We start from the raw sequence: 13,709 nt of genomic DNA on the forward strand, positions 1-13,709 counted from the left end.
GGGGGCTGCTGCGCGGCGGCCTCCTCCAGCGCCTCGTCCTGCGACTGCGGCTCCTGGGGCTCCTGCGGCTGCTCGACCTGCTCGTCGCTCAAGGCGACTCCTCTTCTCTCGACCCGGGCGCCTCCGGTCACTTCCCACGGACGCGCGCGTGGCCGCCGGTCGCGGCGGCCACTCCAGGATCGATTCTAGCGCCGCTGAGGGCCGTAGACACGCACCGGGCGGCCAGGATGGGGATGAATCTGCCCTGAGAAATGCCGATAGGAGTCCGGGGAGGGCCTCCGAGACGGGCGAGGAGGGTGGTCGCTGGGTCCCCCTACGTCCTCCGGGGCCTCGATACGTCTCCCGGCGAATCCGGCGACCCGGACGGAGGTCAGCCGTAGGTGTCGCGCGGACCCCGACCGCGCACGCTCCGCCGGCCCTTCGACCAGGACGGCGCCTGCGGCCCCCTCACCTCGATCGCCGCCACGCTCCCGTGCCCGAGCTCGTCGTTGAGCCGCTTCACCAGCGACGGCGCGAGGAGGCGCAGCTGGGTCGCCCACGCCGTGGCGTCGGTGCGCACGACGAGGCGCCCGTCGACGTACGACTCCGGCCGGCAGTGCTCCCCGATCTCGTCGCCGACGATCTCGGCCCACCGGGCGAACACAGCGTGGACCCGCAGGTCCGCGTCCCAGCCGCGCTGGGCGACCAGGCGGCGTACGTCGGCCTCCACCGTCCGCGGATCCCGCCGGTCCGGACCGGGCCCGGACAGCGTCGTCTCCCCGCGACGCCCGCCCCGACGCGCGGTGTCGGCGAACCCGCCGGAGTCGCCGGACCGCCGCTTGGCCTTGCGTGGTGTCGCGACCGGACCGCCCGCGGCCGCCGCCGCACGCGCCGCGGCCCGGGCCAGGTCGAGGCCCGAGGCGTCGTGCGGCTCGTCCGGCTCCGTGCCCGCGGCCACCTCGTCGACGGCGTCGGGCTGCTCCGCGTCGTACGGCTGCTCGGGGGTCTCAGGCGTCACGCCGCACCTCGCCCTCGGTGACGTGGAAGCGCGCGCCGGCGAGCGCCGGCGGCACGTCGTCGGCGACCGCCGCCGTGACGAGCACCTGCTCGGCGCCGGCCACGAGCCCGGCCAGCTGGTCGCGGCGACCCGCGTCCAGCTCGGCGAAGACGTCGTCCAGCACGAGGATGGGGTCGTCGCCGTCGTCACGGAGGAGGTCGTACGACGCGAGCCGCAGCGCCAACGAGAACGACCAGGACTCGCCGTGCGAGGCGTAGCCCTTGACCGGCAGCCGGGTCGTCGCGGAGGCGAGCGAGCAGTCGAGGTCGTCGCGGTGGGGGCCGACGAGCGTGTGGCCACGGTCCAGCTCGTCCTTGCGGCGCTCCTCGAGGCCGATCCGGAACGGCTCGACGAGCTCGGCGGCCACGGGGGTCGGTCCGGCGGCGGGCGTGGGCAGCTCGACGGAGCTGCGGTACTCGGCGTCCGCCGCGTCCCGGCCCACCCCGCGGGCGACCGCCGCGTAGGCCTTCGCGAGGTAGGGCCGCAGGTCGTGGACGAGCGCGAGGCGGGCGGCGAGGAGCTCGGCCCCGACGCTGACGAGGTGCGCGTCCCAGGCGTCCAGGGTCGCCAGCGCGCCCTCGGCCGCGCTGCGCCGCGCCGACCCCGCGGTCTTCAGCAGGGTGTTGCGCTGGCGGAGGATCCGCTCGTAGTCGGCCTTCACCCCCGCGAAGCGCGGGGCACGCAGCACGAGGAGGTCGTCCAGCATCCGGCGGCGATCGGTCGGGTCGCCCTTGACGAGCGCCAGGTCGTCGGGGGCGAACACCACGGTGCGCACCAGGCCGACGAGCTCCCGGGCCCGGGGGAGCGCCGACCGGTTGACCCGCGCGCGGTTCGCCTTGCCCGGGTTGATCTCCACCTCGAGCGTCGCCGTGCGCCCGTCGCGCACCACCGCGGCGCGCACGACGGCGCGCTCCGCGCCGTGCCGCACCAGCGGGGCGTCGGAGGCGACCCGGTGGGACGAGAGGCGCGACAGGTAGTCGACGGCCTCCACCAGGTTCGTCTTGCCCTGGCCGTTGCGGCCCACGAACGCGGTCACGCCGGGCTCGAGCGGGAGCTCGAGGGTCGCGTAGGACCGGAAGTCGTGGAGCGAGAGGTGGGAGACGTGCACGAGCGGGACGGCCTCGCTTGGACGGGGGTGGACGATGGACCTCGAGCCTAGGCGGTCGGCGCGGCGTCGGGTGTGGCGCGGCCGCCGCAGACGCGTGTGCCCGAACGGGTTTGAGCACGCCCTCCGGGGCCTAGGCTGCTCGCCATGAGCTACCAGCAGCCCCCCGCGTACGGCGCCCCCTCCGGCGGCGGCCTCTACTTCATCTCCATCATGGGCCAGGAGCAGGGCCCCCTCGACGTCAACCAGCTCCGCCAGATGGCCACCGCCGGCCAGCTGAAGGGCGACACCCCGGTGCGGTCGACGGACAACCCCAACATCTTCCCGGCGAAGCAGATCCCCGGCCTGTTCTCCGACAAGGAGTGGCTGACCACGCTGCTGCTGTCGCTGTTCCTCGGCGGCCTCGGCGTCGACCGTTTCTACCTCGGCCAGAACGGCCTCGGCATCGCCAAGCTGCTGACCTGCGGCGGCTGCGGCATCTGGTCGCTCATCGACCTGGTGCTCATCGCGATGCGCAAGCTGCCCGACTCGCAGGGCCGTCCGCTGCCCTGACCCGTCATGATGGGTGCGTGAGCACCGCACCGACCACCACGACCCCGCGGGTCGCGTCCACCGAGTGGATCGCGGCCGGCGGGGTCGTCGCGTTGGGCGTCGCGGTCGCCATGGATCCCGCGGGCATCGAGGACGGGCCGATCATCTGCCCCTTCCGCCTGCTCACCGGGCTGCCCTGCCCCGGCTGCGGCCTGACCCGCTCCTGGGTCTACGGGGTGCACGGCCAGTGGGGGGACTCGTTCGCGTCGCACCCGTTCGGCCTGCCGCTGCTCTTCGCCGTGCTCGTGCTGGCCGTCGTCGCGGTCACCCGCCGCGTGCGCCGCGACCCGCCCCCGTCGATCGACCGGATCGTCGGGCACCCGGTCACGAAGATCGTGATCGCCGCCTGGCTGGCGTTCTCCGCCGTGCGGCTGGCGCTCGCGCTCTGAGGAACCCCCAGGGGCGCCGGCGAGCGCCAGCCCGACGGATCAGCGCTGGGCGGGGTGCGCCTCGCCCGACGACTCGCCCGACTCGGGCGCGTCGCCGCCGGCGGGCGCCGCGGTGTGCACCGCGTGGCCGCCGAACTGGTTGCGCATGGCCGCGATCGCCTTCATCGCGGGCGAGTCGTCCTGGCGGGAGACGAAGCGGGCGTAGAGCGCGGCGGTGATCGCCGGCGTCGCCACGGCGTTCTCGATGCCGGCCTCGACGGTCCAGCGGCCCTCGCCGGAGTCGTCGGCGTAGCCCCGGATGCTGCTCAGGTTCTCGTCCTCGTCGAGCGCCGCGACGAGGAGGTCGAGCAGCCACGAGCGGATGACGGTGCCCTCGCGCCACGAGCGGAAGACCTCGGTGACGTTGTCGACCATGTCGACCTTCTCGAGGAGCTCCCAGCCCTCGGCGTACGACTGCATGATCGCGTACTCGATGCCGTTGTGGACCATCTTCGAGAAGTGGCCGGCGCCCACCTTGCCCGCGTGGACGGAGCCGAACTCGCCCTCCGGCTTGAGCGCGTCGAAGACCGGCTGCACCTTGGCGACGTCGTCGGCCGAGCCGCCGTACATCAGCGCGTAGCCGTTCTCCAGGCCCCACACACCTCCGGAGACGCCGCAGTCGACGAAGCCGATGCCCTTCGCGCCGAGCTGCTCGGCGTGGGCCTGGTCGTCGGTCCAGCGCGAGTTGCCGCCGTCGACGACGAGGTCGCCCTCGCCCAGCAGCTCACCGAGGGCGGTGATGGTGTCGTGGGTCGGCCCACCGGCCGGCACCATCACCCACACGACGCGCGGCGAGGGCAGCGCCTCGACGAGCGCCTCCAGGCTGTCGACGTCGGCGAGGTCCGGGTTGCGGTCGTACCCCACCACCGTGTGGCCCGCGCGGCGGATGCGCTCGCGCATGTTGCCGCCCATCTTGCCGAGCCCGATCAGGCCGATCTCCATGACGCACTCCCTCGATTCACACGCTGGTCCGATGAGGCCGGCCGATCCGACCGGCTCGCGCTGCCGACGTTACGCGCCCGCTCCAGCGCCGTACGACGGGAGCGGGGGCGCTCAGGACAGGAGGCGACGCGGCATCAGCAGGTAGCGGAAGCCGGGGTCGGTGCCGTCGTCGACGATCCCGCTCATGACGACGGGCTTCGTCGCCTGCGTGAACGCGAGCTGCACCGTCGGCTGGTCGATGGCGCCGAGGCCGTCGAGCAGGAACTGGGGGTTGAAGCCCGTCACGATGTCGCCGCCCGTGACGTCCGCCTCGACGGACTCCGAGGCCTGCGCCTCGTCACCGGAACCGGCGTCGAGGGTCAGCACGCCGTCGGCGAAGGCGAGCTGCACCGCCGTGTTGCGCTCGGCGACGAGGGAGACGCGCTTCACCGACTCGACGAGCGCCGCCTTGCTGAGCGTCGCGACCGTCTGGTGCTCGGTCGGGAACAGGCTGCGGACCTTGGGGAACTCGCCGTCGAGGAGGCGGGTGGTCGTGCGGCGCACGCCGCCGTTGGCCGCGCCCTCGAAGCCGATGATGCCCTCGCCCGAGCCGCTCGCGGCGAGCGCGATCGTGACCTCCGTGCCGGCCGTCAGCGACTTGGCCGTCTCGGCGAGGACCTTCGCGGGCACGAGGGCCGCGAAGGACTCGTCGGGGCTGCGGGGGTCCCACTCGAGCTCGCGCTGGGAGAGGCGGAAGCGGTCGGTGGCGAGCAGCGAGATCGTCGAGCCCTCGATCTCGAGCCGCACGCCGGTGAGCACCGGGAGCATGTCGTCGCGGCCCGCGGCCGTGACGGCCTGGGCGACGGCGTGGGCGAACACGTCGCTGCGGACCGTGCCGGTGGCGGTCGGCATCTCGGGGAGCGAGGGGTACTCCTCCACCGGGAGCGTCTGGAGCGTGAAGCGGGCCGAGCCGCAGACGAGCGACACGCGCGCGCCGTCGAGGGTCATCTCGACCGGCTTGCTCGGGAGGCTGCGGGTGATGTCGGCCAGCAGACGGCCGCTGACGAGCACGGTGCCCTCGTCGATGACGTCGGCCGACAGCGTGGCGCGGGCGGAGGTCTCGTAGTCGAACGTCGACAGCACGAGGCCGTCCTCGGCCGCCCTGATGAGCAGGCCGGACAGGACGGGGACGCTCGGCCGCACCGGAAGGCTGCGCGCAGCCCAGGCGACGGCGTCGGCGAGGACGTCGCGTTCGACGCGGAACTTCACTGGAGGTCCTCCTGGATGCGGTGTCCGATCAGCCGCCACGGGCGGCACACGGGTGGGAATCGCATCCTGCCATGCGCGGGCAACGGACCGCACCGGGTGGGGCGGATCGTGTCATTCATCCCCAGGTCGGGGCCGTGGACGACGTTCGCGGTCATCGGTCCTCGTGGGGTTACCAGGAGAAGTCATAGCGGTTGTGGACTCTGTGGACAGACGTCGTCCGCCCAGGTGAGCCCGGTCGGAGGGGTGTGGACGAGCGGTGGACGACGGTCGGGGTGAATCACACGGTCGTTGTGGACGCGATCCGGTCGTCCGCGTGCGCTCCCCAGGTGTCCACAGGGGGTGTGAATGACACAGGGGGTTCGTGGACAGGTCGCTCCACATCTGACAGCGATGTCATTCGCCCCCGCGAGCCGTTCGTGGGGACGGGTGCTCAGCCGCCCTGGCGGGCGTGCATCTTGATGCGGTTGGTGAGCTCGCTGACCTGGTTGTAGACGGAGCGTCGCTCGGCGAGCAGCTGGTTGATCTTGTTGTTGGCGTACATGACCGTCGTGTGGTCGCGGTTGCCGAACTGCTGGCCGATCTTCGGCAGCGACAGGTCGGTGAGCTCGCGGCACAGGTACATGGCGATCTGACGGCCCTGCACGAGGTGGCGGCCGCGGCTCGGACCGGTCAGCTCGTCGATGGGCACCCCGAAGTACGCCGCGGTCTGCGCGATGATCGCGGCCGGGGTGATCTCGGGCTCGCCGCCCTCCGGGATGAGGTCCTTGAGCACGATCTCGGCGAGGGAGAGGTCGACGCCCTGGCGGTTGAGGTTGGCGAACGCCGTGACGCGGATGAGCGCACCCTCGAGCTCGCGGATGTTGGTCTGGATCTTCGAGGCGATGAACTCGAGGACGTCCGGCGGTGCCGTGAGCCGGTCCATCGCGGCCTTCTTGCGGAGGATCGCGATGCGGGTCTCGAGGTCGGGTGCCTGCACGTCCGTGATGAGGCCCCACTCGAACCGGCTGCGCAGCCGGTCCTCGAGCGCCTCGAGCCGCTTGGGAGCGCGGTCGGAGGTGAGGACGATCTGCTTGTTGGCGTTGTGGAGCGTGTTGAAGGTGTGGAAGAACTCCTCCTGCGTCTGGGTCTTCCCCTCCAGGAACTGGATGTCGTCGATGAGGAGCACGTCGACGTCGCGGTACTTCCGCTTGAACCGGTCGAGCCGGTCGTCGCGGACCGCGTTGATGAACTCGTTGGTGAACTCCTCCGAGGAGACGTAGCGGACCTTCGCCCCGGCGTACAGGCTGCGCACGTAGTGACCGATCGCGTGCAGCAGGTGGGTCTTCCCGAGGCCGGAGTCGCCGTAGACCATCAGCGGGTTGTACGCCTTGCCGGGCGCCTCGGCGACGGCGACGGCCGCCGCGTGCGGGAAGCGGTTGGACGAGCCGATGACGAACGTCTCGAACGTGTACTTGGGGTTGAGCCGCGTCTCCGCGCCGGAGGACGCGGAGCTGGTGCGGGTCGCGTCCACGGCGGGCGGCTCGGGCTCGGCGCTCGACGGACCGGCGAAGGTCTCGGCGCCGGCGGTCGCGGCGGCCGGGGCGTCCTCGTCCTCGGGGGCCAGGTCGACGGGGAGGCTCGGATCGATCGTGACGGCGATGCGCACGTCGTGGCCGAACGCGTCGCTCAGGCCGCCCTCGAGCTGGGAGCGGAGGCGCCCCTCGAGCTGGGCGCGCGTGAACTCGTTCGGGACCGCGATGATCGCGGTCGTCTCGTGGAGCGTGACCGGCTGGCTGGCGCGCAGCCACGCCCGCTGGTGCACCTGGAGGTCCGCGAGGACCGATCGCCACGCCTTCGCGAGCTCGGCCGCTCCGTTCTCCATCAGGGCTCCTCCCGATCACTGCCGAGCGCCGGTCGGGCTCGGGGTCGGGGTCGATCCTGCCGCATCCCCGACCAATTTCCACAGTCTTCTCCACAGGCTGTGCAGAACGGTGGGGAGGGGTCAGGCCCGGCGCGCCGCGGTGGTCCGCGGCCGCCGTCACGGCCGTCGCCGCTGGTCAGCGGACGGTGTCGCGGAGTCGTGCCCGGTGTTGCGGGGCCCTGCTCTCGGCGACCTCCGTCACCCTACGGCTTTCCACAGCGGTGGAGAGGCCTGTGGACAGAAGAACATCGTTGTAGTTTGTCCACAGCCTGTGAGGGTTTGACCCCCTTCCTCCCCAGCGCGTACCGTTCCTAGGTCGCCGGGGCTGTCTCGACCGGTGCCGCATGTCCACGGAGGGGTCGACGTGACCCGAGCCGTGGGCGGGCGGTGCCAGCCGATGGCTGAGACCCCCGTCCCGGTGATGGACATCGTCGAATCCAGCTGACCCCCGGAGAGTCTCGTGAGCAAGCGCACGTTCCAGCCGAACAACCGCCGTCGTCACAAGGTGCACGGCTTCCGCCTGCGGATGCGCACCCGCGCCGGCCGCGCGATCATCACCGCGCGCCGCCGCAAGGGCCGCAAGAGCCTGACCGTCTGAGTCTCCCCCGCGGAGACGGCGTCGTGCTCGCGCGCGACCAGCGCATGCGTCGTGGGCACGACTTCGCCACGGCGGTGCGTTCTGGGCGCCGTGCGGGCTCCCGCACGTTGGTGTGTCACTGGGCCGACGCGGAGGATTCCCTCCGCGTCGGTTTCGTCGTCAGCAAGGCAGTCGGGAACGCCGTGGTGCGCAACCGGGTGAAGCGTCGGCTGCGCCACGACGTCGACGCACTGGTACGCCGCGGGGCGACCCCCCGCAGCGGTCTCCTGGTGGTGCGAGCGCTCCCGGCCGCGGCAGACGCGAGCTCGGGGGACCTGATGGCCGACCTGGAGCGGGGACTGCAGCGCGTCGCCCGCCCCCGGGAACGCGCATGAAGTACGTGCTGATCGGCTTCCTCAAGCTGTACCGGCTGCTCATCAGCCCGCTGTACGGCCAGGTGTGCCGCTACCACCCGTCGTGCTCGGCGTACGCGCTCGAGGCGGTGACCCAGCACGGCAGCGTGCGCGGGTCCTGGCTCGCGGTCCGGCGCCTGTCACGCTGTCATCCGTGGGCTGCCGGGGGTTACGACCCGGTTCCCGAGCGCCGGCCGGCGTCACGTCACTGATAACGAGGAGCATTCCCCGTGTTCGAATTCTTCGGCACCATCGGCGGTCTGATCATGACGCCGCTCTACTACGTGGTGTCCGCGGTCATGCTGGCGTGGCACAAGCTGTTCTCGCTCTTCCTCGACCCCAACGGCGGCCTCTCCTGGCTGCTGTCCATCGTGGGTCTGACCCTCGTCATCCGTGCGGCCCTGATCCCGCTGTTCGTCAAGCAGATCAAGTCGAGCCGCAACATGGCGCTGCTGCAGCCCCAGGTGCGCGAGCTGCAGAAGAAGTACAAGCACGACCGGGAGCGTCTCGCCCAGGAGACGATGAAGCTCTACAAGGAGGCGGGCACCAACCCGTTCGCCTCCTGCCTGCCGATCCTGCTGCAGATGCCGATCTTCTTCGCCCTGTTCCGCATGATCGACCAGGCGGCGAAGAAGGGCACGGCGCACGGCTTCCTGACCGAGGACCTGGCCGACCAGTTCGGCCAGTCGCGCCTCTTCGGCGACGCCGGCACCAACGAGGGCATCCCGATCTCGGGCACGTTCCTGAGCGGTGACGGCACGGCCGTCATGATCCTCGCGGCGGTCCTCGTGGTCGCGATGACGGCGACGACGTTCCTCACGCAGCGTCAGCTGATGGCCAAGAACATGCCGCCGGAGGCTCTGACGGGGCCCTACGCGCAGCAGCAGAAGATGCTCCTCTACGTGCTCCCGGTCGTCTTCGCGGTCGGTGGTGTGGCATTCCCGATCGGCGTCCTCATGTACTGGACGACGTCGAACCTGTGGACCATGAGCCAGCAGTTCTACGTGATCCGCCGCAACCCGGCGCCGGGCACCCCGGCCGCCAAGGCGAAGGCGGAGCGCGACGCGGAGAAGGCGAAGCGCAAGGGCATCTCCAGCGGCGACGTCTCGCTCGACAAGGGCGCGGGCGGCGCGACCGTCGTCGAGGACGCGCCGGAGGCGCCCCGTCCGCGGGTGCAGCCCCAGCGGCAGACCAAGGCGCAGCGCTCGAAGCAGCAGGGCGGCGGTTCGCGGCCGTCGAACGGCGCGAAGAGCGTCCCCACCAAGTCCAAGAAGAAGCGCTGAGAGCGCTCGGAGGAGATCGGTGAACGAGATGTCTGACGTGGCGGAGACGACCGACCAGGTGGCAACGAGCGAGGGCACGCCCGCGGGATCCGGCGACGACCGGGTGGCCCGGCTGGAGCGCGAGGGTGACATCGCGGCGGACTACCTCGAGGAGCTTCTCGACATTGCCGACCTGGACGGCGACATCGACATGGATGTCGAGGGCGACCGCGCCGCGGTGTCCATCGTCGGTGGTGACCTGGACCAGCTCGTCGGCAACCGGGGCGAGGTGCTCGAGGCTCTCCAGGAGCTGACGCGCCTGGCGGTGTACCGCGAGACCGGCGAGCGGTCGCGCCTGATGCTCGACGTCGCCGGCTACCGCGCGGACCGGCGCTCGCAGCTGGAGAAGGTGGCCGCCGAAGCGATCGAGGAGGTGAAGGCGTCGGGTGAGCGGGTGTCGCTCAAGCCGATGTCCCCGTTCGAGCGCAAGGTCGTCCACGACGCCGTTGCGGCCGCCGGCCTGACCTCCGAGTCGGAGGGTGCGGAGTCGCGTCGCCACGTGGTCGTGCTGCCCGCGTGAGGAACTGATGGACGACGTTTCACGTGAAACACCCCTCGTGCCCGCGTCGGCGCGGGGGGTGTTCTCGCCTGAGCGGTTGCCGCTCGCCGAGGCGTATGCCCGCTCGCTCGCGACGGCGGGTGTCGAGCGCGGGCTGATCGGCCCCCGTGAGGTGCCGCGGCTCTGGGAGCGACACCTCTTGAACTGTGCCGTGGTCACGGATGCGGTGGCGGAGGGGGTATCGGTCGCGGACGTCGGTTCGGGCGCGGGGCTGCCCGGGATCGTGATGGCCATCCGTCGCCCCGACCTTCGGCTGACACTGATCGAGCCCTTGCTTCGGCGCGCGACGTACCTCGACGAGGTCGCCGCGGAGCTCGGCCTGGAGAACGTCACGGTGGTGCGTGCTCGCGCCGAAGACGCATCCGCCGGCGACGGCTTCGACGTCGTCACCTCGCGTGCCGTGGCCGCCCTCGACAAGTTGGCGCGGTGGTGCATGCCTCTCGTCGCCGTTGGCGGCCAGATGCTGGCGATGAAGGGCGAGCGGGCTTCCGACGAGATCGTCGAGGCGCGGAAGGCGCTGCGACGGTGGTCCTCGGGCGATGCTGAGGTTGTGACCGTCGGTGCGGATGTTGTTTCTCCACAGACCACGCTGGTTCGAGTGGTGCGGACGAAGTGACCCGGATAGGTTGGGCCGCTGGTTCGGTCCTTTCTGCACGCCTCCTCGGGTCTTGCAACGTCGTGGCCGCGGCGGCTTTGTGCACAGGTCAGATCCGCGTGGTTGAGCGGGCTTAGCACGCGTTCTCCACAGATTGATGCAGTTCTTCCACAGGCAGTGACGAAAGGTCGACAACGTGGTTTCACGTGAAACGGCGGAGGGTGCTGCGGCGCCGTACCGCCCCCGCACGGCGGCCGACCTCGCGGAGACCACGCCGCCGAGCGACGACACCACGACACCCCTCGCGCGGGCGGTCGAGGCGTCGCTCCTGGTGCGTGACGGCGCGCGCCGCATGGCGATGCCCCGTCCCGCGCGGACCCGCGTCATGGTGGTGGCGAACCAGAAGGGCGGCGTCGGCAAGACGACCTCCACGGTGAACCTGGGGGCTGCGCTGGCGCAGCTTGGTCAGCGGGTCCTCATCGTGGACCTCGACCCGCAGGGCAATGCCTCCACGGCTCTCAACATCGAGCACCACCGAGGCACCCCCTCGACGTACGACCTCCTGGTGGAGGGCGCGCCCCTCACGGACGTGGCGCAGCCCTGCCCCGAGGTCGAGGGTCTCGATGTCGTCCCCGCGACGATCGACCTGGCGGGCGCTGAGATCGAGCTGGTCAGCGTCGTGGCTCGTGAGAACCGGTTGAACAAGGCCATCTCGGCGCACCCGCGCGTCGGGGGCGTCGAGGCCGGCGAGGAGCGGTACGACTACGTGCTGGTGGACTGCCCGCCGTCCCTGGGACTGCTGACGCTCAATGCGCTTGTTGCTGCGCACGAGATGCTCATCCCGATCCAGGCGGAGTACTACGCGCTCGAGGGCCTCGGGCAGCTGCTCGAGACGGTGGAGATGGTGAAGAAGCACCTGAACCCCGTGCTCAGCATCTCCACGATCCTGGTGACGATGTACGACGGCCGCACACGTCTTGCTGCCGGCGTGGCGGAGGAAGTCCGCTCGCACTTCGGTGACCAGGTGCTGAAGACCATGATCCCGAGGTCGGTGCGGGTGAGCGAGGCGCCGTCGTATGCGCAGACGGTCATGACGTACGACCCGGGCTCCCCCGGTGCGATGGCGTACCTCGAGGCGGCTCGCGAGATCACCCAGCGGGCGGTGCGCTGATGAGCAAGCCGCAGCGCAAGCCGAAGCCCGGCCTCGGCCGCGGACTGGGCTCGCTCATCCCGACAGCTCCGCCGGCATCTGACGACACCGGGGCGGCGGGCTCCGACACGTCGGTGTGGTCGGTTCGTGGCGAAGCCGGGTCCTCTTCCGCGCCGGCGTCGGCCTCTGTTTCACGTGAAACGGCGCGGGGAGGAGCGAGCGTTGCTGGCGGCGGCGAGGTCGGAGACGGACTGGCGCCTGTCGCCGGTGCCTACTTCGCGGAGCTGCCGGTCGGTGCGATCGCACCGAACGCACGCCAGCCCCGGCAGGTCTTCGACGAGGACGCCATGGCCGAGCTCGTCCACTCCATCCGCGAGATCGGGCTGCTACAGCCCGTGGTGGTACGTGAGTCGGGCCCCGGGACCTACGAGCTCATCATGGGCGAGCGTCGGTGGAGGGCGACGCAGGAGGCCGGCCTCGATGTCATTCCGGCGATCGTGCGGCAGACCGACGACACGGACATGCTCCGTGACGCTCTGCTCGAGAACCTCCACCGCTCGCAGCTCAACCCGCTCGAGGAGGCCGCGGCCTACCAGCAGCTCCTCGAGGACTTCGCCTGCACCCACGAGGAGCTGGCACAGCGCATCGGACGTTCGCGGCCGCAGATCAGCAACACGCTCCGCCTGCTGCGCCTGAGCCCTGCCGTGCAGCGTCGGGTAGCGGCGGGCGTGCTTTCGGCGGGCCACGCCCGTTCCCTGCTCGCGGTGCCCGACAGCGACGCCCAGGACCGTCTCGCGGCCCGCGTGGTGGCGGAGGGCATCAGTGTGCGTGCCCTGGAGGAGATCGTGGCGCTCGGTGACGCCACGGACGATGCTCTGCCGCGACGCCGCCCCCTGAAGCGCACGGACCCGGCCACCAGCGAGTTCGCAGCCCGTCTTTCGGACCGCTTCGAGACCCGGGTCAAGGTCGACGTCGGCAAGTCCAAGGGCCGCATCACTGTCGAGTTCGCGACGCTTGAAGACCTGCAGCGCATCGTCGACATCATGGACCCGCGGAATCGCACCGACCGCGTCATCTGACGAGTCTGGATGTGCTTGTCTTCCGGCGTACTGCTCGAGCCTCGTGCGGTCGTCCCGATGTCGCTCTTGGTGTGTGGGCCGGGTCCGTCGGCCCCTGATCAGTTCGACCCTGCCGGGGCCGGGGCCGGGGCCGGGGCTTTGGGCGCTGGGAGGTCGCTACGCCGAGCTCGCTTGCCCGCTACCGGTGAAGCAGCACGTTTCACGTGAAACGACAGCCGCTGACAAGGGCCGGCGACGGTGGGGCGTGATGCCGGCCTGGTGCGACCGACGGAGAGCGGGCTGTGGGGCCGCTGCCTGACGGGGGCCGACAGAAGGCGTGAGCTCGGCGTCCTGCGTCGATGCGGCGCGTCTCTCGCTCTGCGCCGCCTCCTCGCTCATCCGTGGCGGCCGGGGTGGGATCGCCGGAGGTGGTGCAGGACGCCCGGACGTACAGCGACCGCGACACGATGGACCAGCATCGATGCAGAAGTGTGCGGCTGGGGTGCCTCTGTCGATGCGCGACCTGTCGTAGCCGCACACCTCCGCGACCGCCCAGCACCGACAGGGGTGGCCGCCTGTTCAGCCGGTCCGGGCGTCGAGGCCGAGCTGTGAGCTCCACGCGGCGGCGCGCGGCGACAGCGCGCCGAGGACGGCACCCACGCCGGCGTACCGGTGCGCGCCAGGGCCGCTGAGCTCCCCGCCGTGTACCGCGGCACAGAACGTCGCCAGCGGTGGTGCAAGGTAGGGCGCGTCCGAAGGCGGCTGGTGCAGCGACGTGGGGCCTG

The 13,709-nt window shown here is 71.2% G+C and carries 15 protein-coding genes; 10 read left to right on the forward strand and 5 right to left on the reverse strand.

Features of this window, described 5'->3' with window-relative positions; translation table 11 throughout:
* Positions 1-370 precede the first annotated feature (370 nt).
* Both PIR53_16420 and recF read right to left on the reverse strand, forming a co-directional pair.
* Positions 371-997 carry a DciA family protein gene (locus PIR53_16420; protein WZH51592.1) on the reverse strand — a complete coding sequence of 209 codons (627 nt, stop codon included), beginning with the start codon at positions 995-997 and terminating at the stop codon, positions 371-373.
* The gene (gene recF, locus PIR53_16425) at positions 987-2,144 is read right to left on the reverse strand and encodes a DNA replication/repair protein RecF (protein WZH51593.1); all 1,158 of its coding nucleotides are present in this window, start codon (positions 2,142-2,144) and stop codon (positions 987-989) included. Before recF ends, PIR53_16420 begins: the two co-directional genes overlap by 11 nt.
* A 144-nt stretch (positions 2,145-2,288) precedes the next feature.
* Here recF and PIR53_16430 point away from each other — a divergent pair, with 144 nt between their 5' ends.
* Together PIR53_16430 and PIR53_16435 are read left to right on the forward strand one after the other, a co-directional pair.
* The gene (locus PIR53_16430) at positions 2,289-2,693 is read left to right on the forward strand and encodes an NINE protein (GenBank protein ID WZH51594.1); all 405 of its coding nucleotides are present in this window, start codon (positions 2,289-2,291) and stop codon (positions 2,691-2,693) included.
* A 17-nt stretch (positions 2,694-2,710) separates the two neighbouring features.
* Positions 2,711-3,121, forward strand: coding sequence for a DUF2752 domain-containing protein (locus PIR53_16435; GenBank protein WZH51595.1), 411 nt, complete (start codon positions 2,711-2,713; stop codon positions 3,119-3,121).
* Positions 3,122-3,160: 39 nt separating this feature from the next.
* On the opposite strand, the gene gnd is transcribed toward PIR53_16435, so the two are convergent.
* The 3 genes from gnd to dnaA form a co-directional block, all read right to left on the reverse strand.
* A complete protein-coding gene (gene gnd, locus PIR53_16440; GenBank protein ID WZH51596.1) occupies positions 3,161-4,102 on the reverse strand; it encodes a decarboxylating 6-phosphogluconate dehydrogenase in 942 nt (313 codons plus the stop codon).
* Between the two features lie 111 nt (positions 4,103-4,213).
* A complete protein-coding gene (gene dnaN, locus PIR53_16445; protein ID WZH51597.1) occupies positions 4,214-5,350 on the reverse strand; it encodes a DNA polymerase III subunit beta in 1,137 nt (378 codons plus the stop codon).
* A gap of 430 nt (positions 5,351-5,780) precedes the next feature.
* Positions 5,781-7,211, reverse strand: coding sequence for a chromosomal replication initiator protein DnaA (gene dnaA, locus PIR53_16450; protein WZH51598.1), 1,431 nt, complete (start codon positions 7,209-7,211; stop codon positions 5,781-5,783).
* Positions 7,212-7,710: 499 nt separating this feature from the next.
* Between dnaA and rpmH the strand changes: the two genes are divergently transcribed.
* The 8 genes from rpmH (at position 7,711) to PIR53_16490 (ending at position 12,945) form a co-directional block, all read left to right on the forward strand.
* A complete protein-coding gene (gene rpmH / locus PIR53_16455; protein ID WZH51599.1) occupies positions 7,711-7,848 on the forward strand; it encodes a 50S ribosomal protein L34 in 138 nt (45 codons plus the stop codon).
* Positions 7,849-7,871: 23 nt separating this feature from the next.
* Positions 7,872-8,222: a ribonuclease P protein component gene (rnpA, locus tag PIR53_16460; GenBank protein ID WZH51600.1), complete on the forward strand. Its 351-nt coding sequence runs from the start codon at positions 7,872-7,874 to the stop codon at positions 8,220-8,222.
* Complete coding sequence (gene yidD / locus PIR53_16465; GenBank protein WZH51601.1) at positions 8,219-8,452, forward strand: membrane protein insertion efficiency factor YidD; 234 nt, start codon at positions 8,219-8,221, stop codon at positions 8,450-8,452. The genes rnpA and yidD overlap by 4 nt, the downstream gene beginning before the upstream one ends.
* A gap of 18 nt (positions 8,453-8,470) precedes the next feature.
* On the forward strand, positions 8,471-9,523 hold the full coding sequence (yidC, locus tag PIR53_16470; protein ID WZH51602.1) for a membrane protein insertase YidC: 1,053 nt from the start codon (positions 8,471-8,473) through the stop codon (positions 9,521-9,523).
* Positions 9,524-9,551: 28 nt separating this feature from the next.
* Complete coding sequence (locus PIR53_16475) at positions 9,552-10,082, forward strand: single-stranded DNA-binding protein (protein WZH54470.1); 531 nt, start codon at positions 9,552-9,554, stop codon at positions 10,080-10,082.
* 7 nt (positions 10,083-10,089) lie between these two features.
* Positions 10,090-10,737: a 16S rRNA (guanine(527)-N(7))-methyltransferase RsmG gene (gene rsmG / locus PIR53_16480; protein ID WZH51603.1), complete on the forward strand. Its 648-nt coding sequence runs from the start codon at positions 10,090-10,092 to the stop codon at positions 10,735-10,737.
* 175 nt (positions 10,738-10,912) lie between these two features.
* Positions 10,913-11,887, forward strand: a complete 975-nt coding sequence (locus PIR53_16485; GenBank protein WZH51604.1) for a ParA family protein — start codon at positions 10,913-10,915, stop codon at positions 11,885-11,887.
* Positions 11,887-12,945, forward strand: a complete 1,059-nt coding sequence (locus tag PIR53_16490; GenBank protein WZH51605.1) for a ParB/RepB/Spo0J family partition protein — start codon at positions 11,887-11,889, stop codon at positions 12,943-12,945. Before PIR53_16485 ends, PIR53_16490 begins: the two co-directional genes overlap by 1 nt.
* The last annotated feature ends 764 nt before the right edge of the window (positions 12,946-13,709 follow it).

It is taken from the genome of Nocardioides alkalitolerans, from assembly GCA_038184435.1.
Classification (GTDB): domain Bacteria; phylum Actinomycetota; class Actinomycetes; order Propionibacteriales; family Nocardioidaceae; genus Nocardioides; species Nocardioides alkalitolerans_A.

What these genes read in the sequence shown, in the direction of transcription:
- PIR53_16430 (WZH51594.1), top strand. Translation starts at nt 2,289, where the DNA reads ATGAGCTACCAGCAGCCCCCCGCGTACGGCGCCCCCTCCGGCGGCGGC.
- gnd (WZH51596.1), bottom strand. Translation starts at nt 4,102, where the DNA reads ATGGAGATCGGCCTGATCGGGCTCGGCAAGATGGGCGGCAACATGCGC.
- dnaA (WZH51598.1), bottom strand. Translation starts at nt 7,211, where the DNA reads ATGGAGAACGGAGCGGCCGAGCTCGCGAAGGCGTGGCGATCGGTCCTC.
- yidD (WZH51601.1), top strand. Translation starts at nt 8,219, where the DNA reads ATGAAGTACGTGCTGATCGGCTTCCTCAAGCTGTACCGGCTGCTCATC.
- PIR53_16475 (WZH54470.1), top strand. Translation starts at nt 9,552, where the DNA reads ATGTCTGACGTGGCGGAGACGACCGACCAGGTGGCAACGAGCGAGGGC.
- rsmG (WZH51603.1), top strand. Translation starts at nt 10,090, where the DNA reads ATGGACGACGTTTCACGTGAAACACCCCTCGTGCCCGCGTCGGCGCGG.
- PIR53_16490 (WZH51605.1), top strand. Translation starts at nt 11,887, where the DNA reads ATGAGCAAGCCGCAGCGCAAGCCGAAGCCCGGCCTCGGCCGCGGACTG.